This window comes from Candidatus Scalindua japonica, assembly GCF_002443295.1.
Taxonomy (GTDB): domain Bacteria; phylum Planctomycetota; class Brocadiia; order Brocadiales; family Scalinduaceae; genus Scalindua; species Scalindua japonica.
The window spans coordinates 141,451-161,227 of the sequence record NZ_BAOS01000027.1; the positions used below are offsets into that span (position 1 = coordinate 141,451).

At 42.3% G+C, this 19,777-nt stretch carries 16 protein-coding genes and 3 pseudogenes; 9 read left to right on the forward strand and 10 right to left on the reverse strand.

Annotated elements, in window-relative coordinates; translation table 11 throughout:
* Positions 1–64: 64 nt before the first annotated feature.
* Together SCALIN_RS22310 and SCALIN_RS14060 are read right to left on the reverse strand one after the other, a co-directional pair.
* Positions 65–214, reverse strand: a complete 150-nt coding sequence (locus SCALIN_RS22310) for a hypothetical protein (RefSeq protein ID WP_162532328.1) — start codon at positions 212–214, stop codon at positions 65–67.
* Positions 215–221: 7 nt separating this feature from the next.
* Positions 222–596: a hypothetical protein gene (locus SCALIN_RS14060; protein WP_096895097.1), complete on the reverse strand. Its 375-nt coding sequence runs from the start codon at positions 594–596 to the stop codon at positions 222–224.
* A 199-nt stretch (positions 597–795) separates the two neighbouring features.
* Between SCALIN_RS14060 and SCALIN_RS14065 the strand changes: the two are divergent.
* From SCALIN_RS14065 to SCALIN_RS14080, 3 genes and pseudogenes are all read left to right on the forward strand, one after another.
* Positions 796–1,773, forward strand: a pseudogene (locus SCALIN_RS14065) (IS1634 family transposase); the annotation flags it as partial.
* 78 nt (positions 1,774–1,851) lie between these two features.
* A pseudogene (locus SCALIN_RS14070) lies at positions 1,852–2,759 on the forward strand (tyrosine-type recombinase/integrase).
* The gene (locus tag SCALIN_RS14080; protein ID WP_096892569.1) at positions 2,756–3,874 is read left to right on the forward strand and encodes an IS91 family transposase; all 1,119 of its coding nucleotides are present in this window, start codon (positions 2,756–2,758) and stop codon (positions 3,872–3,874) included. The pseudogene SCALIN_RS14070 and the gene SCALIN_RS14080 overlap by 4 nt, the downstream one beginning before the upstream one ends.
* A gap of 110 nt (positions 3,875–3,984) precedes the next feature.
* Here SCALIN_RS14080 and SCALIN_RS22315 read toward each other — a convergent pair whose 3' ends face one another.
* On the reverse strand, positions 3,985–4,146 hold the full coding sequence (locus SCALIN_RS22315; RefSeq protein ID WP_162532133.1) for a hypothetical protein: 162 nt from the start codon (positions 4,144–4,146) through the stop codon (positions 3,985–3,987).
* A gap of 17 nt (positions 4,147–4,163) precedes the next feature.
* On the opposite strand from SCALIN_RS22315, the pseudogene SCALIN_RS14085 reads away from it, so the two are divergent.
* A pseudogene (locus SCALIN_RS14085) lies at positions 4,164–5,087 on the forward strand (IS1634 family transposase); the annotation flags it as partial.
* Between the two features lie 12 nt (positions 5,088–5,099).
* Here SCALIN_RS14085 and SCALIN_RS14090 read toward each other — a convergent pair.
* The 5 genes from SCALIN_RS14090 to SCALIN_RS14110 all read right to left on the reverse strand — a co-directional run bounded on the left by SCALIN_RS14090 (position 5,100) and on the right by SCALIN_RS14110 (position 10,592).
* Positions 5,100–7,655 carry a hypothetical protein gene (locus SCALIN_RS14090; RefSeq protein WP_133111926.1) on the reverse strand — a complete coding sequence of 852 codons (2,556 nt, stop codon included), beginning with the start codon at positions 7,653–7,655 and terminating at the stop codon, positions 5,100–5,102.
* Positions 7,656–7,818: 163 nt separating this feature from the next.
* Entirely contained in the window at positions 7,819–8,130 is a 312-nt protein-coding gene (locus SCALIN_RS21735; protein ID WP_133111928.1) for a hypothetical protein, read from the reverse strand.
* Positions 8,131–8,297: 167 nt separating this feature from the next.
* Entirely contained in the window at positions 8,298–9,779 is a 1,482-nt protein-coding gene (locus SCALIN_RS14100; protein WP_133111930.1) for a hypothetical protein, read from the reverse strand.
* Between the two features lie 8 nt (positions 9,780–9,787).
* Positions 9,788–10,048: a hypothetical protein gene (locus SCALIN_RS14105; protein ID WP_096895104.1), complete on the reverse strand. Its 261-nt coding sequence runs from the start codon at positions 10,046–10,048 to the stop codon at positions 9,788–9,790.
* Entirely contained in the window at positions 10,041–10,592 is a 552-nt protein-coding gene (locus SCALIN_RS14110) for a hypothetical protein (protein WP_096895105.1), read from the reverse strand. The genes SCALIN_RS14105 and SCALIN_RS14110 overlap by 8 nt, the downstream gene beginning before the upstream one ends.
* 468 nt (positions 10,593–11,060) lie before the next feature.
* On the opposite strand from SCALIN_RS14110, the gene SCALIN_RS14115 reads away from it, so the two are divergent.
* From SCALIN_RS14115 to SCALIN_RS23430, 4 genes are all read left to right on the forward strand, one after another.
* The gene (locus tag SCALIN_RS14115) at positions 11,061–12,467 is read left to right on the forward strand and encodes a CCA tRNA nucleotidyltransferase (protein WP_096895106.1); all 1,407 of its coding nucleotides are present in this window, start codon (positions 11,061–11,063) and stop codon (positions 12,465–12,467) included.
* A gap of 127 nt (positions 12,468–12,594) precedes the next feature.
* Positions 12,595–13,164 carry an NUDIX domain-containing protein gene (locus tag SCALIN_RS14120; RefSeq protein ID WP_162532329.1) on the forward strand — a complete coding sequence of 190 codons (570 nt, stop codon included), beginning with the start codon at positions 12,595–12,597 and terminating at the stop codon, positions 13,162–13,164.
* An 89-nt stretch (positions 13,165–13,253) separates the two neighbouring features.
* The gene (locus tag SCALIN_RS23425) at positions 13,254–13,658 is read left to right on the forward strand and encodes a cysteine hydrolase family protein (protein WP_162532330.1); all 405 of its coding nucleotides are present in this window, start codon (positions 13,254–13,256) and stop codon (positions 13,656–13,658) included.
* A gap of 8 nt (positions 13,659–13,666) precedes the next feature.
* Positions 13,667–13,846 carry an isochorismatase family protein gene (locus SCALIN_RS23430; RefSeq protein WP_162532331.1) on the forward strand — a complete coding sequence of 60 codons (180 nt, stop codon included), beginning with the start codon at positions 13,667–13,669 and terminating at the stop codon, positions 13,844–13,846.
* A gap of 800 nt (positions 13,847–14,646) precedes the next feature.
* On the opposite strand, the gene SCALIN_RS14140 is transcribed toward SCALIN_RS23430, so the two are convergent.
* Positions 14,647–15,534, reverse strand: a complete 888-nt coding sequence (locus SCALIN_RS14140; RefSeq protein ID WP_096895111.1) for a transposase — start codon at positions 15,532–15,534, stop codon at positions 14,647–14,649.
* Between the two features lie 131 nt (positions 15,535–15,665).
* On the opposite strand from SCALIN_RS14140, the gene SCALIN_RS14145 reads away from it, so the two are divergent.
* A complete protein-coding gene (locus SCALIN_RS14145; protein ID WP_096895112.1) occupies positions 15,666–16,490 on the forward strand; it encodes an alpha/beta hydrolase in 825 nt (274 codons plus the stop codon).
* Between the two features lie 119 nt (positions 16,491–16,609).
* Here the strand turns inward: SCALIN_RS14145 and SCALIN_RS14150 are convergent, their stop codons facing one another.
* Entirely contained in the window at positions 16,610–19,633 is a 3,024-nt protein-coding gene (locus SCALIN_RS14150; RefSeq protein ID WP_096895113.1) for an MXAN_5808 family serine peptidase, read from the reverse strand.
* Positions 19,634–19,777: the final 144 nt, after the last annotated feature.

Consider the following 19,777-nt stretch of genomic DNA (forward strand, 5'->3'; position numbering starts at 1 on the left):
TAGGTATGGTGTCCACCGATTAGTCCCGCTCAGCATGCCTTTTACCAATAGGCCTAACGCGTTTTCACTCAGCAGCCTCAAACAACGCACCGATGTAGTCGAAGTTCTCATCGAACCTGGGGTTGAAGTCTTCACCAGCCCTGGGGAGAAACTTCAGTTGTGTGCGGGATATCCCCAGTGCCTCATAGTGGAACATGTCACCATAATCACTCATGATTACATCATGGCGCAATGCTGTCCGTAAATACCCTGGGTTGCACTCTTGCCATAGAGGGTATTTGCATTTCGAATTCGCCGTTGACCAACAACTGGACCTGACGGGCGATATCGGCGTCCGATAGCCCGTCTGCAAGTCCCGCACTGGGACGGATGGGCACGATGCCTCCGGGGTCCATCACTACAACCTGTACCCGGCCGCTGCCGTCATTCATAGGGACGAAACCGAAGTTATCCCACTTGTTATCGAGCCAGACTAGCCCCTGCCGGTTGAGATCGCGTAACGCCCCTTCGTAAGCCATCATCTGCGCCACGTTCATGCGACCACCCTGTCTGCCAATCGTCTGTTGCGCTGTTTCTGGCACACGCTCGACAACCATGACCCGTGTGATTTCAGGTTGGCCGACATCGCTTACCCGAAGTTCGACAAATTATTCTCAAAAAAGGGCAAAATCAAGCAAAAAACAATAGAAATCTGTCGTAAGCTCTTTGTTTGTTTGTCACGTATTGTGCGTAGTGCCTGAACATATGTTTTTCTGCTTGCCATAGGCGTCTCATTGCGGTATAATCAGTATCATTATGTTTATCCGCGAAAAGACAAAAAAGGCCAAGGGCAAAAAGAGATATATACAACATCAGCTTATAGAATCAGTACGCACCACAGCAGGCCCGAGACAGCGAATAGTTTTAAATCTTGGTCAGCTTCACCTACCTGAAGACAAATGGAAAGAGCTTGCCAATTGTATTGAAGAATTGTTAACCAATCAAAGACGTTTATTGCCTCAAGACCCTGAGGTGGAAGCGAAAGCGAGACATTATGCTAACCAGATAAGAGAGGAGCGATTGGCCAGGGCTCAAGAAGATGTAGTAGATCGTAAAGACGTTGCAGTAAAAGAAAACACTCAATATGAGCAAGTAGATATAAATTCTCTCATAACGAATGATGCCAAAACTATAGGGGCGGAGCACGTGGCGGTAAGCCAAATGGATGAATACGGACTTGATAAGATATTAAAAGACCTTAATTTTACTGAGAAGCAAATTGTTTATGCCAGGATGTTAATAGTAGGAAGAATGATTCATCCTGGTAGTGAGCGAGAGACAGTGCGATGGCTTTGTGAGACAAGCGCAGCGGGAGAGTTATCAGGTTCACAGGTGAAAGTGTATGATACTGCACTACATCGTGTGGCGGTTTTGTTGTGGGAGAATCATGTAGCAATAGAACGAGAGTTGTCGAATCGTGCGAAGGAGATATTTTCTCTAAAAGAGACAGTAATTTTATATGATTTAACGAATACCTATTTTGAAGGGAGCAAGAGAGGTAGTAAAGTAGCTGGGTATGGCAAATCAAAAGAGAAGCGCAATGATTGTCCAATGGTTACACTATCGCTTACAATAGATGAAGAGGGATTTCCTAAGCAGAGCAAAGTGTGGAAAGGCAATGTGTCAGAGCCGGATACGCTTGAGGGTATTTTGTTGGGGTTAAAAGAAGAAGAAAGCTTGTTTTCGAGTCAGAGAACGATTGTTGGACGAAGCCGCTATCGCGGAGAACAAAATCGGAAATTTATTATATAATGTAACCTCACACCCTCAACGGGAGGGTGAATCTATTAACAAATAGGAGGTTACAGGTCTATGAAAACATTATCTCAATCCGATTTCAACAAAAATTACCAAACGCATCTAAAGCACCTACGCTTGAAAGGACTCCGGCCAAAAACAATCGAGGCTTATTCACGTGCCATCCGACGGATCGGTGATTATTTTGACAATCAGATACACGATCTATCTGAACAGCAACTACTTGACTATTTTTCCAATCTCCTCAATACCCATTCATGGAGCGCAGTCAAATTAGACCTCTACGGACTAAAGTTTTTCTACACTCATGTGCTTCATAAGCGTTGGGAGCAAGTAAATCTTATTAAACCACCCAAAACGCAACGTTTGCCCGATATTGTCACCATTAATGAAGCCCACCAACTTTTCCAGGTGACGAGAAAACTCAGTTACCGGGCCTTCTACTTTGTTCTTTACAGTCTTGGTCTCCGCCTGGGTGAAGGACTACGTCTTGAGGTTAGCGATGTCAATTCTCAGCGAATGCGGGTGCATATCCGCGATAGCAAAGGCAATAAAGACCGTTTCGTACCCCTGCCAAAGGTAACCCTGAATCTCTTACGCCGTTTTTGGCTTGTTCATCGCAATCCTGTCTTTCTATTTCCAGGCCGTCATGGTGGCTTGAAATCAGCCCACCTGGCAAAAACACCTCTGAATAGAAATGGCGTTCAGGCCACTCTGCGTAAGGTAGCCCGGGAGTGTGGAATTAAAAAAAAATTACACCACACAGTCTGCGACACAGCTACGCAACCCATCTGATTGAGGCGGGTGTTGATCTGCTTGAAGTACAAAAAATCCTCGGCCACCACAGTATTTTAACCACTGCCAAATATACCCACCTGACCTCTCATACAAATCGTAATGCCTTGCAATTAATTAATGATTTGATGAATGGTTTTTCCATAGAATGGGGGAATGTTATATGATATCTCTCTCCTCTATAATTGAGACCTTCATTGCTGACTTTATCACTCTTTATCATGGTTCGATCCTGCCAAGTCAATTCAAAGCCCTGGCAGCCATGAAGGATTGTCGCACTACGCAAAGCCGCGTCATGCTGGTCCAATGTAATGACTGTGAAAAACAGGTTTTTGTACCGCACTCCTGCGGTAACCGCAATTGTCCTCATTGTCAGAGTCATGAGTGTCAGCAGTGGTTGGAGCGTCAACTGAAAAAAGAAGTGCCTGCTGACTATTTTATGCTCACCTTTACTATACCCAAAGAGCTTCGATCATTAGCATGGCAGCATCAACGCTTGCTTTACTCGATAATGATACAGTGTTGTTGGGAAACCGTAAAAACCTTTGTCCAAAATGACAGCGTATTACAAGGAAACGCTGGAGCCATCACTGTTTTGCACACCCACTCTCGCTCTCTCGATTACCACCCGCATATCCATCTGGTAATGCCAGCCGGGGCCATCAATCAGAAGAAAAAGCTTTGGAGCTTCAAAAAAAGCGAAGGAAAGACGCGGTACCTTTTCAATCACAAAGCGCTGGCTAAAGTGTTTCGAGCAAAAATGCTCGATGCCGTGAACAAAGCGGCTCTTACGCTTCCAGTTAATTATCCCAAAACATGGGTCGTCGATTGCAAATTTGTCGGCAACGGTGAAAAGGCACTGGTCTATCTTGGTCGTTATCTCTACAAAGGGGTCATTCAAGAGAAAGATATTATTACGTGCAAAGATGGTCAGGTGACCTTTCGTTACCAGGATAGTAAGAGCAAAAAAATGCTCACAAGAACACTTCCCGGCCCGCAGTTTCTCAGGTTGATTCTCCAGCATGTTCTACCCAAAGGTTTCAGGCGAACACGGAACTTTGGTTTCCTCCACCCTAATAGCAAACGCTTGATTGCATTGCTTCAGTACCTTACCGGTATCAACCCGAATAAGTCGTCAGCCTGGTTCAGAGAGCGTCCAAAGCTTACGTGCAAATGCTGTGGAGGAATAATGAAGATCATAAAAACGATGATACCTCCATCACACAAATCCAGGTCTTTCCCCTACAAGTTAACAAAAGAGGAGGCTGTTCTGGTTATGTAATCGAATCCGCTATGCATCTAAGATTTGCAAAAACGGCATTATCGGGTCGAGATGGCCCCCGTTTGCCCAAATTTGAGGTAAAATGGCCGAAAAACCATGTTCTGTAGCTCCTAAAGCATGACGACAGCAATTGAAAAATCCACTTCTTTGGCTTCATAGCTTCTGCGGTAAAAAAGAGAAGCAATCTTCATAAGATATTTTCTTATACAATGTTTAGCACCCAAACAACGGGCTTGTCCAACAAACGGTTCAGATTGTGGTTCGTCCCTCACACAATCTAACCTTATTCGTTATGGATGCAGGGATTGCTACGGAAGATAATATTGCATTGATTAAAAAGAACGGCTTTAAATATATAGCAGTCTCACGCAAGAGAACGTATGATGATGCCCTCTGGTCTGGAGTGCAAGAGGAGAAGGTCGCATTATCGGAGGGGAAAACAATATTGAGTATGAAATTAGCCCGAACAGAAGAAGAGGTGTTTCTTTTATGCCACTCTGAAGCAAAAGAGGCCAAAGAGAGTGCAATTCTTTTCCGTCGTGAGCAGAAATTTGAACAAGAGTTAACAGCGATACAAGAGGGATTAAAGAAGAAAAGGACGCTCAAGAAATATGATAAGATCATGGAACGTATAGGTCGTTATAAAGAGCGATATAAAGTTGGTAATTTATATACGATTAATGTAAAGCAGACGGACGGTAAAGTGACTGATATCCAATTTGAAAAAAATGAGCAATACCGTACAAAGGAAACATCGGTTGGTACCTATGTGCTACGGACAAACCGTCTTGATCTTTGTTCTGAGGAGATATCCAGGATTCATAGATCTCTGACAACACGAGAAGATAGTTTTAGAAACATGAAAGGCAATCTGGGTTTGCGTCCAAACTTTCATCATGACGATATCCCGACAATTGCGCATGTACATATCACGGTATTGGCTTATCATATGCTTGCAGGGATATTAAAAAAGTTACGAACAGCGGATGTGCATTATAATTGGAATACGATTCGTAATATTCTTGCAACACATGTAAGGGTAACAACCACTATGAACACAGAGGATGGACACGTTATTGACGTCAGAACATGCACAACACCTACAGAAAAGCAACATATGATTTACAATAAACTACGTATTAAACATACTCCTTTGGAGAGAAAACATATGAAATCATCGGTTAAGACCCAAAAATGTAGTGCCAAAAATTGAGACGCGGAAAACTTAATTGCCTGCAATTATTAGAGATACAACTTTTGCTTGTCGAACTTCGGTTAAGATAACATCATAGGACTGTTCCACACGGACCGGGCGGATATGCACCGAGTTGACACGAGTCCTTAGCGCACGATCTCCGAACTCGTCCACAGTTGCAGCCGGAGAATTCTCGCGCAAATGTGTAATCCGGATTGCCAGATTTTCGGGATCGTCGGCATGGGCAAACGTCTCGCTAGTAGCACCTCTACCAAGCCATTCGCCGAACGGCAGCTCCTCGATATCCGCCTCCGTCATAAAACGCACGTGAGCGTTTTCCGGCACTCTGACATCGCGCGCATTGGGAACATCACCCGATGACCTAGGTGTCTCGATCCTGCCCACCAATGGTGGGCGGGCCGTGGCAAAGCCGGTATCGGCATCTGGATCGAAGCGCATGGGCACAGATGGCTCAAAGGAATCGACGGCATTAACGGGCGACAGTTCCGGCTCTGGCAACGCCTGTCTTGATTTGGCAATCTCTCTGTATTCATCAACAATATCAATTGCTCTGCGCTCAACAGCGGACAGTGACTCCGCACCAGATGTTTGACGGCGCATTTGGGCGCTCATGGCGAATGCTCCAAAATCCTGTAGGTCCACCGGCTTCAGGCTTTCAATACCAGCCACACCTTCCAGAGTTCGGACCACATGTCTGCCGCGCGCAACTCTGCGCAACGCCGCAAGTTTCGGCAAGGCATCGAAGCCGCCCGCAACAGCGCCAAGCATCGAAGTGCCTATACCGAATGTGGTACTGGCCCATCCCTTTGCATTCTTCAGGGCTTCAACGTAGCGCTCTTCACCAATGGTGACCGATGCTCCAAGGGCAAATCTCAACTCGGCTTCGCTGGCAAAATATTGCGACAGTTCGCTAACAGTCGTGACGCCCAGATCAATAAGGTCAATCGCAAACGAGATAAGGGCAACAGCAGCATTTTCGGACAACATAAATGGTAAAGCGAGAAACGTGATCGCGGCAAGCGTCAGGTCGGTATCTTCCGACGATTTCCTCTGTTGCTCTCTCACGGCGGCAGCCAGAGGGGTCACCTGATCGATCCATAACCGTGCCGTCACATCGGGTCTCCAGAGATGGTGACGTTGACCGCCTGTGGAGGAAGTTTCCTCAAGTGTGACTAATTGAGACTTCAGCAGATTGCCAACCGACCCAAAGCTGAAACCGGTCATGCGGACCAGATCCTCGACTTCGCAATCACCAGCGTCACGCGCATCCTCAAGCGCTTCATTTGCCGCTTCTATCAGCTTGCCTAGTGCGGCCACCGTCGCGCGCACCTCCCAGACTTCAATCGCCGCCGCTTCTTTTGTCCCTGTCTCCTCGACTTTCCAGTAGGGCATGTACCTAATGGCATTGCGATACTCAATCTCGCCCTTTCCGCCGAAATCAGTGATCTTCATCCTGAGCAGGGGATTTCCATCATCGTATTTGTGCTGTCTCATATAAGCTAGTAATCCTTTAACAGCCCGGCTGTTCCCCATGATCCACTCCAGCTTTTTGAGTTGCTTTTCTGTGATCTCCAAGAACATATCTCGCAACAGGATGGCAGCTGCGTGTTGGCCAAACTTGACCGATTGATCTGGAAAATGATCACTGGTAGTCAGAACCATCATATTCCATATGTTTTCTGATTCATCCAGCGTTAACAGGTTCCAGTCTTTGACATCGACGTCGGAATTGCAGGCTGCAGCCCGGCTTAGCTCATCATTCCACACCCAACTGTATTTCCCCTTGGCCGGTGTCAAACTGATGTTAACCGAGGCCACGATCGGATCCAACTGAATACGGAATTTCTGAAATATAAAATCTTCATCGATGCGGGCTTGTATAACCTCAAGGCTGTCTTCACCAAGCCGGACCGGGATCGCGGTTCCCCCCGCCAACGATGCCGGACGTCCCTGTGGGTGAAGGTCAAGTGGTTCTGTAAAGTAGAGCCGTCCATCGCCTTTATCTTCCGCCTGGCCGTCATGGCGATTTCGCTGGCTTGACCGGTGACCGGCCCTAAGCAACTCAGGGCTTAGAAAAACCGGAATTTCCTCCAGAGGCAGTGGCATATTTGTTTCCACAGCGAGGTGGATGCGCTCGGGTAGATAGGCGTTTGTGAGAAGATCAAAACTGCCGTCGTCTAGAATGCCTACAAACGAAAGTCGCGCCGTTATATCACCAAATTCCAGTCCCCAGTGTCCCTGTGCACCGGATACCGTGATCGTGTGTTGGCCGGGCAGTATGCCTTTCTTGAGGTCGGCTCGTACAAGGATTGCGTCATATCCGTCTGCCTCGGCACGGGCGATCGCAACCTCCGCATCATCAATATCGTAAAAGCGTTGCCACCCCCTGGCAAAGAACTCCTTATTATACTTCTCAAGAAGGAGGGAATAATTGATCGTTTCGGTGTCGAGTATCTCCGATGAGGGCAGGTCTTTCGGGAAATTGTGGCCAATGACCAGGAGAGTGCGGGATTCCCTAACACGGTTGTTGGGTCCGAAAGGATAGGGATAACCCAAGTTCGACAAGTTAAAATTGTATCTTTCATAGTATCAAGCAGTTACAACTTTAACCATTCATTTTTCAGCACTACATCTTTGGATTATTGAAAAATACAACCAGACATGTTTTTTTTGATGAATTTTACCAAATACCATACCAGCGTCAACATAAAAATATAATATTCAGGCACTACAGTTGGTATTTCAGGGCAATTTCATCCGATTCTACAGGACTTATGACAGATTTAAGCAAAATTTGCTTGATTTTTGAGGTTGATTTGTCGAACTTGGGATAAGACACAACCTCGTTTTCGATCCTGGTTTGGTCAGCAATAACAACAACATCCATTATCCGTGGCAGTGCCATTGTGCCCAGGACTCCCGCATCAGACACCACACCGCCAAGATCTCCAGTGCTCTCCATGTCAACCGTCCAGATTATAGCTCCAGCCATCGGCATTTCGGCGTGAAATATAATGTCTCCAACTTCGCCGGGGTCCATGTCACCCAGCGTGCAGCGGAACTTCCCATTACCCAGATCCTGACAAAACTTGCTTTGTGGTACCAGATGCTGCAGTGCATGTTCGGTGCGGGGATCGGCAAGCGTTAGGTCAACGGTGATTCCGGCAGCAGGATATTGACAGGTATTTTCGATGCGAAACCCAAACGTCACAGGCAGACCGGGGACGGGCTTGCGCGGGTAACGGCGGCCTCCAGGGCCAGGAACGGTGGTGATTTATACTCAGGCTTTCTGGCATCCGTCGGATTCAACAGATACAAGTGCAACTTGCCGTCAAGGATTCCCGATCCCAAGATCTGGCCATGGTCGTTGATGTCGAGTGCCGACCATAACTGCCACCCTCTGTCATCGGTAATCAACTCCTGCAGTGGACGTGGCCTCTCCTGACCAGCCAAATAAACCACCGGAATACAAAATGGAAACGCTTCGCCTAGTATCGCAGGCGTATTATTGAGATTCAGCGTTCCTAAAATCACACCTTTGTCATTAGCACAATGAAAATCAGTATGGAATTCTGGTTCTGCACTGACAAGTCCCATCTTTGATAACTGAGGCTGTGTCAGGACCGTTGGCTTGATCTTGCTAATCCTGCCGCTCTGGATGTCGTACAAAATGTGAGAGGAATTATGTCTGTTTTGCGGAGGGAATAACGGCAACAATATAGACCCATTCGAAGTGAAATAATCAAGTCGACGTGTGTAAAAATAGTTTCGAAAAACAAATCCATCAACGTACTCGCCAAGATCTAGGTTGCAGAAACCTTTCTCCCTATCCCACACCCAAAAATGCATTAAAGAGAATTGGAATGGACTTGGACGATGATTTTTTCGGAAGTACTGTATACATTTATACTCTACGCCGAATACTTGACCTGCATCGTTAAAGTCCAGAAGAGTATTATCATAAGTAATACACATAAACGGTTTGTTAAAATCAGTTACCGATTTGTCAAAATCAGCTTCATTCTGATAGTAATAACCAGCATCCTTCATGTAACTATACTTCACCACATGTGACGAGCCGTCCGAATCCACAACCACAAAATCTTGTGTTGTGTGGGTTTCTGCAAGGACCTGCCCAGCTTCATTAAGCTCAATGGGTGTAGGTCGAATATAAAAGTCGTCAACTGGCATTTGGACAGTGCTCCGCCCGTAATCATCCACAACGATAGAATTAGAGATACCAGGATCATATACGATTATCCGGCCGTCGCCACTATATTTTTTCAAATAAAACTGCTCTGGCAAATTACAAGGAGTAACCTTGCCGTTGCGAAGGATATAATAGCCTTCAATGCCGTTTATACTTCCACTGAATATAACGACACCTTCATTGTTAAGCAAAGGACCACTTATAACATTATCCCACTCACCGAGATCCTCGATAGTATACTCAGGCACAGCCGCTTGTACCGGTACCGCTAAAGGCGATTCAATAAAAGCCACCATGCACAACAGAAGACCACTAAAACCAATGGCCCGTAACGGTCTCATAAAAAAGAGGCACAGCATGACAAACCGTGCTACTCGATCCAATGCTGATATTCTATTCTCTTTTTTCATGATAGATCTCCATATTATATAGGGGGCTAAAGAGAAGTCTATTAATAATGTTAGTGAAATTCGTGTCATTAAAAAATTTATCGGGTGACTACATCCAATTTTTTATTGATGATCCTCTTTACTTCAGCAGTCGAAAAATCATTTCCATATATACGCAGAAAAAGCTGTTCACGTAATTGAGATGCATTGAGTTGGTGTTTCCCATTTTGTATTCCAGAGATTACGAGCTTTCTTCCTGAATCATACATCCTGCTTGCCATCCTTAATCGTTCTGAGGGCGTTAGAGACATAATCATTTTTTTGTACCGTAATTGTACTTGTGTTGGAGTGTCACCCATTTTCCTTCGCCTTTCGTAATAGATCGTTAACCTTAAGGACTTCTGCCCAATTCTGCAAATATTTCCAATCAAGTTCTGAAACAGTAGTTATCATCTGGCAAACATCTTGAAACTGAAGTTCCGATTGTGATCGTTTTCCCCAGACCAACTTCGACAAAATAAGATCCTCTGCCGCAACCACAGAGATCGTCATATTCTCTAAATTTATTTTCTGTCTCCGAGAAAATTCTTCTTTTCGATAGACCTCATTTTTCCTTATGATAAAGTCTGCCTTCACCATCCAGTCGTTATGGATAATGTTGAACATTCCATGTGTGTTTACCGCTTGCGTGACGCTATCTTGACTTATATAACAATCTTCTAAAAAAAGATCGACGATTTTATCAACATCTGTGGGCTTAACTTCAACAACCAGATCAATATCACGGGTCATTCTTGGCATTGAATAGATTGCCATTGCCATAGAACCGGTTATCATATAAGGAATACTTGCAGAATCCAGTCTCGATGCGATTAACATCATAAATTCCAGTTGGTCATTCATTTATTTACTCACATTACTACGAAATTCCTATTATGTTTCATTTCTCAGATTTAAGATAGAGATCAAGCCTATTAATAAACTAAATAACCAGCCTACTACCTATTGCATTATTTTGTTAAGTATAGTACTGAGGTCTATAAAAATACAGTATTTATTTGAAAGATCTGGTTCATCTGCTTTAATAAGGGTTTGTGAAAAAAGAAGCTTTAATTTTTCAAGTAAATGAATACTGTCCGATTGTAGAACAATCGGACACACAAAATAAAAGTAGTTCTACTGCTTATTACAAACAACAGAATTATGAATGATAGAGAAAAAAGGTTACTCACGCTCCCCGGACAAAAGGCGCCGAGGACAAGAAGCTGCAAAGTTCGCAAAGCGCAAAAGGCTTTTAGTCTTATTTTGTATTATCTTGGTGATCTCTGCGGCCTTGCGTGACAATTTGTAATTTATACTTGCTTAATTGAAATGACTGACAAAATTAAACACAATAGCTTGCTCAAAAACCAACTTAAAGAAACCGCAATAGGTATAGTTAAACGCTTGAAAGAAAATGGTTTCAGGGCGTTATTTGCAGGCGGCTGCGTTCGTGACATGCTTATGGGTAGTATTCCGGAAGACTATGATATCGCCACGGATGCTCGGCCCGATGATATAATTAAAACATTCAAGCGAACGGTTCCTATCGGCGTCCACTATGGAGTTATGCTGGTTATGGAAAATAACTTCGATTTTGAGGTCGCATCGTTCAGGTCTGACGGTATTTACACAGATGGACGTCACCCTGATTCGGTAACATTCTGCGATGCAAAAGGTGACGCGTTAAGACGAGACTTTACAATAAACGGAATGTTTTATGATCCGCTTGAAGGTAAACATTTTGATTATGTTGGAGGGGAAGATGATCTGAAGGCGGGCCTTGTCAGGGCAATTGGAGATCCTTTTGAAAGGTTTGATGAAGACAGGCTGCGAATGATAAGGGCCGTACGTTTTGCATGCCGATTTAACTTCAAGATTGAGAACCGAACTGCCGAGGCTATAAAAAATCTTCATGATAAAATAGTATCCGTTAGCATGGAAAGGATTAGAGATGAACTCCGGAAGACATTAACAGGTCCCAATCCCGATAAAGGGATAAAAATGCTTGACGATCTGAAACTGCTGAACGAAATACTTCCCGAAGTTACGTCAATGAAGGGAGTAAGACAACCGGAAAACTTTCATCCTGAAGGTGATGTTTTTATACACACCCTACTCACATTATCAAAATTGGCAGAAGGGAGGAATATAGCGGATATGAGGGGGGAGTATTCTTCTACATCAAGCGGTTCAGGGGGGGGAAGTGTATCTGGAAGTTGGGAGCTGGCAATGGCCGTACTTCTTCACGACATAGGTAAACCGGTAACATTTGAGCTTGCGGATCGCATCAGGTTTAACAACCATGATAGTGTTGGTGCCAAAATGGCGGAAAATATATGTGAACGTTTAAGAATGTCGAATGCGGAGAAAGAGCGCATTACGTGGTTGGTAAAAATGCATCTCTATCTGAGACATGCAAAGGAAATGAGGATAAGCAAGCTGAAAAGACTCTTTGCTCATGAAGGCTATCCTGAACTTGCGGAGTTGTATAAAGTGGATTCGCTTGCCAGTACTGAAAATCTTGATGATTACAACTTTTGCCAGAAGATGTTTAAAGAACTGAAAGTTGAGGAGATAAGGCCAGAGCCCCTTATAACAGGTAATGATTTAATCGCTTTAGGATTGGAACCCGGGCCAATTTTCTCAAAAATCCTGGATGCCATAAAAGATGAACAACTTGAAAAGAAGATTACCACAAAGGAAGAGGCGTTAATAAAGGCAAAAGAGCTTATATAGTACGGCATAGCCGTACGTATCTGTTCAACAGTACTACTGTCGAACAGTAATTTCAAATATTTTTCCACAACTTTGGCCTGCTTCAAACTTCAGGTACTTTTAACTTTTTTTGAAAGGTTAGATAACATTGAAGGTTATTATAAAAAATGCAAAAAGAGAATATGATGGTTATTTTAAGGTCGATAAGGTCGTTTTACAGCATGAAAAGTTTGATGGATCAATGAGCAGTGAGATTGACAGGTTAAACTTCAACAGGGGAGACACCGTTGCAGTTATTCTCTATAATAAAACGAATAAGTCAGTTGTTCTGATCAGGCAATTTCGGTATCCGGCGTATGTGGATGATGGCCCTGGATGGTTGATAGAGTGTGTTGCGGGAATCAAAGACAACGATAACGTCACTGTTGCAAAAAAAGAGGTGCTGGAAGAGACCGGTTATGAGATTGATGATGTGGGACTTCTAACACAGTTCTATCCAAGCCCTGGAGGATGCTCTGAAAGAATCTTTATATATCTTGCTTATGTTGGAGTAAAAGATAAAACAAAAGAGAAATACTTTGGTATTGGAAATGAAGATATACAGGTACTGGAAATACCACTGACCAAAGCATTTGAGATGGTCAAGAGCGGTGAAATCTGTGATGGAAAAACTATAATAGGACTATTCCACCTTCGTGAAAAGTTAGAGAAAGAGTAGGACTCTTTCAATTATGTATGTTTGACAGTAGAACTGTCAACTGTAAAAAAGATAAAAAACTGGATTCCCCACGAGAGTGGGGGAAATTTATGAAAAATAAAACTGTTTTTGTCGATATAGATACTCAATTTGATTTTATGAATCCCCTGGGTAAACTCTATGTTCCGGGTGCGGAAGAAATAGTTGATAACATTCACAAGCTTTTTGATTATGCAAAAGAACACAAAATTAAAATACTATCTTCAGTAGATGCACACGCGGCTGATGATCCGGAATTCAAGCTCTTCCCTCCCCATTGCGTAAAGGGAACTCCCGGTAATCAGAAGATTGAAGCAAGCACGTGTAACGACAATAATATTATTGAGAATATAGAACAGGATATCACAGGATCCGTGATGGACCATCAGCAGATAATTGTTGAAAGCCAGACATTTGATATCTTTGACAGTCTTAATACAGACGAAAAAAAAAACTGGATGCACAGAATTATGTAGTATTTGGAGTGGCGACAGACTACTGTGTTAAAGCGGCATTTCTTGGATTATTAAAACGTGGTTACAACGTTTCCCTGGTAACGGATGCGACAAGGGGAATAACAAAAGAGGGAGAAGAGAAAGCATTTAAGCAAATGAAAGATGCCGGAGCTGTTTTTACAACGACAAAGGAAGTAGTAGAATTGTAAATCTCAAACGAAAGAGGTCTGCATTATAATCTCTTTTCATTAGTATCAAAACAGTGTAATTTTTGTATAATCTGGAGAATTGATACAATTTTTCGTTACATTATTACCCAAATTGAGCGGTTTTAATATTACGACAAAAAAAAATGAAATATATTCAATTTTTTCTAGCCAAAATTGTTTCGGTTTGGCAATAAACCTTCGCTTACTAAAAAAATTCTTTTAGAAATGCATTTTTAGTACAATTTTCCGGAACATGGACATACCTCTCCCACAGATAACCTTGTTTTCAACTTCTTGTCACGCTTATATGATTATTGGTATGGGTTTTTGACTTCGTTGCCATAATATATCAAAGTGCAAATTGTCCATTACTGCCTGTGTTACTTTAAGGATTAGCTGCCTGCCAGTGCCTATTAACTTTGCTGCCAGTCTAATGCCTTTCTCCTTACAGTTGTTGCATAGCGGCCGATTGGCAGTACTCCGACGGACACATCTTCCATATATGTTTCAACCAAAATTTGATATCTTTGACAGTCTTATACTACACTATTTGGTACAAATCTGGATGCACGTAATTCTTCAAATCTTGGAGTGTTAACCCTCTATGCTGTTATTCATCTGCTTCTCTCATTAGATGGCTCGGTTACTTGTTCTGTGGTAACGGACTTCTCTCTTCCTCCTGAGTACTACGGATGGAGACACCTTTGGACTAATGACAAATGCCGGAACAGTTTTTACAACTACCCGCGAAGTGTCCAAAATGCTTTGTTCTCCGAAAGACTCTGCATTATGTACTCTGTTCAATAATATCTCAACCATGAAACTTTTGTATAACCTGGATAATTGATACTCCTTTCCGGTACCCTATTGCTGTAATTGACCCATTGGTCCTCTAACTGGACACCTACATACTCCTTTACTCCCTTATACATCTTGCCAGTACAGATAAATCCTACTCCAAGATTGTCACATGCTTGTAATATTTTCTCATCAAAAAATCCACTATCAAGCCTGACTATTATCGTGACTGTCTCACTATATTCCTCACGGATTACCCGCACAAGGTCTCTCATCATATTCACCACGGTATTACCATAGTTGCTGTGTTTCTTTCCACCTCGGAAGACCGCATCCACTATCTTACCATTCCAAATTGCTTGTAAAGGTTGGAAACCTTTTACTTTCTTATAGGTGGGCTGTACTCCATAGCGCTTCTGTGCTTCATCGTTGTCCATAACCATTGTATCTAATGTTAAGTCTATGACCTCAGGGTTTTCTCGCCTTAACCTCCAAATAAACATCTTTCGTAATATCTTCCGAAATGGGCCTCCACATACCCATGAAAACGATTTATAAAACCGTTTTATCTGATGTGACGACACCATCTCTGTCTGAGAATTCTCTATTACTGATGCATAGCCCTCATCTGCTCTTAATTGATCAAATGAATTTAGGTGGCGACTCGTCCCATCATAAAACCAACAAAATATCTGTTTGAATATATTCCACACCGGAAGACCTTTGCCGCTTTTTCTGATATCTCCAAAAAACTCTTCTAATAACGGGTATATTTCTACACTACTTAAATATTTAACAAATAAAGACATGCCTCCTCTGCCGGTTAATGTGTCATTTGTTACTCCGATTTTGTTAATCTTGCACTTGCTTTTAAATACATTTTTCTTCATAATACTCTCCTCACTTAATGGGTGATGGATTTTGTTTTCTTGAAAATGTATTATAACAAATTACTATTGCCTTTTAAGTGGGTTTTAAGTCTTTTTTGCAAATACAAATCGCTCAACTTAGGTATTAATAAATGATCATCCCGAAATTTATAGAACATAGTTTAGTTTTTTTCCCGAATAAAAGTAATGACAGCACAATGCCGGATGAATTTGGCATTGTGTATGATGATATTACATTCCGAACGGAAGACGGACTGGACTTGAACGGCTGGTTTATTCCAGGCAAAAAATCTACACCTGATGATGGCGTTCCCAGCTGCCAGGCGGACAGGCACACTCTCCTGTGGTTCCATGGTAATGCGGGAAACATAAACCGCAGGCTTGACAACTTAAAGATGTTACATGAGAGAGTGCCGGCAAATGTCTTTATCATTGACTATCGTCAGTTCGGTAAGAGTGAAGGCAAGATATCCGAAAAAGGGACATATCTCGATGCAAAGGCTGCCTTGGCATATCTACACTCACGAAAGGATGTAAACAACGAAAAGATCATATTTTTTGGCCGGTCACTTGGCAGTGCAGTTGCTGTTGACCTTGCTGTCAAAGAGAAATGTTGCGCCCTGATCCTTGAAACACCTTTTACGTCAATAAAAGAGATGGCAAAAATACTCTATCCTTATCTCTCCATAATTCTTCACCTGTTAAGTACAAAATATGACTCTCTTTCCAAGATAAAACAGATAACAGTACCAACCCTGATAATGCATGGAGACAAAGACGAGCTTGTCCCGTTTGAACAGGGAAGAAAATTATATGAACAAGCTAACGATCCCAAGGAGTTTTACACCATCCCCGGTGCCATGCACAACGATACTCATATTGTTGGTGGAGAAAAGTATTTTGATGTAATCAGGGATTTTGTTAATAAGTTAACAAAACAAGATTGCGAGGACTAATCTTCCTTTCTGTAACTATTATCTGATATTTACCTCTTGAGAAAAACATATGTTGACGCATCTTTACATCGGTAGATGCATCCGGTCAATCGAATTAATCCTGTCAAGTCTTTTACCGCTTACGATTCATCCTTCTCCTCAGTAGGGAGCTGTGTGACAACAAATGATTTTGTTGAAAGTAAATCCTGATCATCTCTGGTGACGATGGAGATGACATTCGGGCCGTCCTCAAGCGGAACATCGCTCGCAAAAGAGAGGCTTGATTTGTCTTCTTCAGAAGCATCTTTATTAGACTTGTAAAATACCTTATCTTCATTTACCAGGATGTAGACGTATTGAATTTCATTATCATCTTTGACCGTTCCGGAAAGAGATATATGTTCCTGACGAAAAGTATCATGTGGATTTTGTGTATCAAGTTCTATTAATGGAGGAACGTTTTGCAAAAACATGTCCGGCTCTTTCTGTTCAGCGGAGTCTACGCCCCCACTGATTTTTACCTTATCAGAAGAGATCCATCCAAACCTCTCTTCAGGCATTTTTACGCGATACCAAGATTCTGTCTCCTTGTCAGCCATAAGAGTAGCCCCTGCATTTGTGTAGGAGATAACCGGGGTTGAGGAAGACTTTCCGTTGTAAATAGGAACGGAATCATCCATTACCATGAGGGGTTTTTCTGTAGGCGTCATTATCCCATTCTCACCATTCTGGTCAACTTTAAATTCCAATTTACCGGAAATACGTGTTCCATAAGTGGTATCCGCGATGGTAAGATCAACTGAAAAATCATCTGCTTCCAGAGTCTCTCTTACCGTGAGTTTTATTTTCAGAGATTTTGATTCTCCCGGAAGCAACTCTCCTAATTCCATTTTACCTCTCTCTATATACACCTCTTTCTGGCTCAATTCCCTCAGGGCAATAATGTTCTTTTCAGATGTGCCTTTACCAATATTTTTAACAAAAAGCACCAGATCCAAGACCTCTCCTCTCTGTATAATTCCATCTCCGTTCCCTGTTAATCCCTCGCCTTCGTCAATAATCTGATATGAATATGAGAATACAGGTTTGGGCAGCGCTTCGATTGATACGGCACTCTTAATATCTTCAGGTGCATTTTTATTAAATTCATGGAATTTAACGATAAGCTCATCCTTTCTGCTTACAGAATTTTGTGGAATTTTTATTGTCTGAGAGGCTGTTTTTGTCTCACCCTTCTCTACTTTACCAAAAATAAACTCACGTTTATCGATAAGAAGGTTCTTGGATTCTGTCATACCTCTCAGCTGATACATGGTGCCTTCACTATTATTTGTAACACTGATATCTATTTTCAACTCATCCGCAGCTTTAACTTCTCCCTTTGGCGGTATGAGTTGTAGTTTTGTTGTTGCCGTTGGAGGAGAGACCGTTTCTCCTGTGGACCAGTCAATACCCTGGGTATGTAAGGCGTCAGCGATCTTTGTATCTTCACTTTTTTTGAAATCCTCAATAATCGGTTTTAACTTGTCTAAAAATTCGTCGTCTTTACCATAGAGATTTGAATTAAGGATAATAGTTCTTGCAAATTGTACGTGTGTATCTTTCTCCAGATCAGGTATTTTATAGTAGTCTTCATCTTTTATTTTATCTTCTTTTCCCTCTTCTTCGTTTTCGCCTTCTTCTTCATCAATGTGTACAAGATACCTGACTTTTTCATAAGGTACTTCACCTTTTGAATGTTCATCCAGGTGTTTTTTAAGATCTTTTTCTCTAAAATGCGGATTCTCATTGAATAAGATAATTTCATCTTTTGTAACCTGTGACTGGACAAGCTGAATATCTGGTGCAATACCTACTGACTGTATATCGGTAAAGTTAGGAGTTAAATACTTTCCTACCGTGAGCTTTAACGCGGCGCCACTATTGATAAGATCGATCAACTGCTGTATGGAACCTTTTCCGAAACTGGTATCGCCAATAAGCGGAGCCCGATTGTTATCCTTCAAGGCACCGGCAACTATTTCAGCACCGGAAGCGCTTCCAGCATCTATAATTACAACCAACGGGCATTTGTCGAGGTCTTTAGATGATTTTTTCGCCTTCTGGATTTTCTGCTTACCCATTGGTTCAACAGTAACGACAATCATACCTGAAGAGAGAAATTTGTCTGCTACGGCAATCGCCTGGCCCAACAAACCCCCTGAATTATTACGAAGATCGAGGATAATCCCTTTTAAACCCCCACTTTCAGCTGTTAGCTTCTCAATCTCTTCTTCTAATGCCTCTGACGTATCTTCCTGGAAATTTCTTACCTTTATATACCCAATGTTGTTATCAGCTAATTTCGAACTAACAGTTGGTATTGAAATAATTTCTCTGATCAGTGTTACAGATTTATTGGTCTGAGATTTTTTACTTTCCACTATTAAAATAACGGCGGTTGAAGGATCACCTCTGAGTTTATTAACCGCTTCCTGCAATGACATGTTTATAGTAGAATCTTCGTCGATTGCGATGATCTTATCCCCAGAGTTGAGGCCAGCCCTGAATGCGGGTGTCCCTTCAATAGGAGAAATTACGGTTAAAATTCCGTCTCTCAGGCCTACAACCATTCCAAGGCCGCCAAATTTACCAGAAGTCCCTATTTTAAATTCGTCAAAGTCTTTAGGAGGGAATACAACGGAATGGGGATCCAGTTGTGAAAGCATGCCATTAATCGCTGCGTATTCAATATCTTCTGTTTTGATCTCGTGATGTTTATTATCGTTTACAAAGTATAATACATCGGTCAAGGTATTGTATAATTCACCTAGTCTGTGTATTTTGGAAAAATCGACTACTTTAGAAGCTTCATCAACCAGGACCTCTATTTTTTCTGTTTTGTCGTCCACATTAACCCGGACTTCCGGGATTATTCTTTCCAGCCAGGAAAGCGATTCTTTCAACATCTCTTTGGGTTTTATTCTATCGGGTTCAACATAAAAACGATTTACATATGAACAGACAATACCGACCAAGCGGAATTTATACTCTTCTTCCTCCTGGTTAACCGCTTCGCTGAAATGCTTATTAAGTGAACTGCTATTTGATATCGCGAAGAAAGTAACGAAAATAGACGCGCAGAAAAAGATTGCGAGTATATAAATATATTTTTTCTTGTTCATTTTGAAAGTTTCCTAGCTAAAATATTGTCACAAAGTAATTTATTTAAACTTGTCTGCTATTTCTCAAAACCTAATATAAGCTTGATTTTTTGCCAAGTCAAGGATAAGTTCATGATAAGTAAACACTAAGTTTAAAAATTTATT

Bases quoted from the DNA above. Each gene is read 5' to 3' on its own strand.
- SCALIN_RS14100 (WP_133111930.1), bottom strand. From the start codon at position 9,779: ATGACACGAATTTCACTAACATTATTAATAGACTTCTCTTTAGCCCCC.
- SCALIN_RS14080 (WP_096892569.1), top strand. From the start codon at position 2,756: ATGATATCTCTCTCCTCTATAATTGAGACCTTCATTGCTGACTTTATC.
- SCALIN_RS22310 (WP_162532328.1), bottom strand. From the start codon at position 214: ATGAGTGATTATGGTGACATGTTCCACTATGAGGCACTGGGGATATCC.
- SCALIN_RS14115 (WP_096895106.1), top strand. From the start codon at position 11,061: ATGACTGACAAAATTAAACACAATAGCTTGCTCAAAAACCAACTTAAA.
- SCALIN_RS14140 (WP_096895111.1), bottom strand. From the start codon at position 15,534: ATGAAGAAAAATGTATTTAAAAGCAAGTGCAAGATTAACAAAATCGGA.
- SCALIN_RS21735 (WP_133111928.1), bottom strand. From the start codon at position 8,130: ATGGACCCCGGCGAAGTTGGAGACATTATATTTCACGCCGAAATGCCG.
- SCALIN_RS14145 (WP_096895112.1), top strand. From the start codon at position 15,666: ATGATCATCCCGAAATTTATAGAACATAGTTTAGTTTTTTTCCCGAAT.
- SCALIN_RS14105 (WP_096895104.1), bottom strand. From the start codon at position 10,048: ATGGGTGACACTCCAACACAAGTACAATTACGGTACAAAAAAATGATT.
- SCALIN_RS14150 (WP_096895113.1), bottom strand. From the start codon at position 19,633: ATGAACAAGAAAAAATATATTTATATACTCGCAATCTTTTTCTGCGCG.
- SCALIN_RS14060 (WP_096895097.1), bottom strand. From the start codon at position 596: ATGGTTGTCGAGCGTGTGCCAGAAACAGCGCAACAGACGATTGGCAGA.
- SCALIN_RS23425 (WP_162532330.1), top strand. From the start codon at position 13,254: ATGAAAAATAAAACTGTTTTTGTCGATATAGATACTCAATTTGATTTT.
- SCALIN_RS14110 (WP_096895105.1), bottom strand. From the start codon at position 10,592: ATGAATGACCAACTGGAATTTATGATGTTAATCGCATCGAGACTGGAT.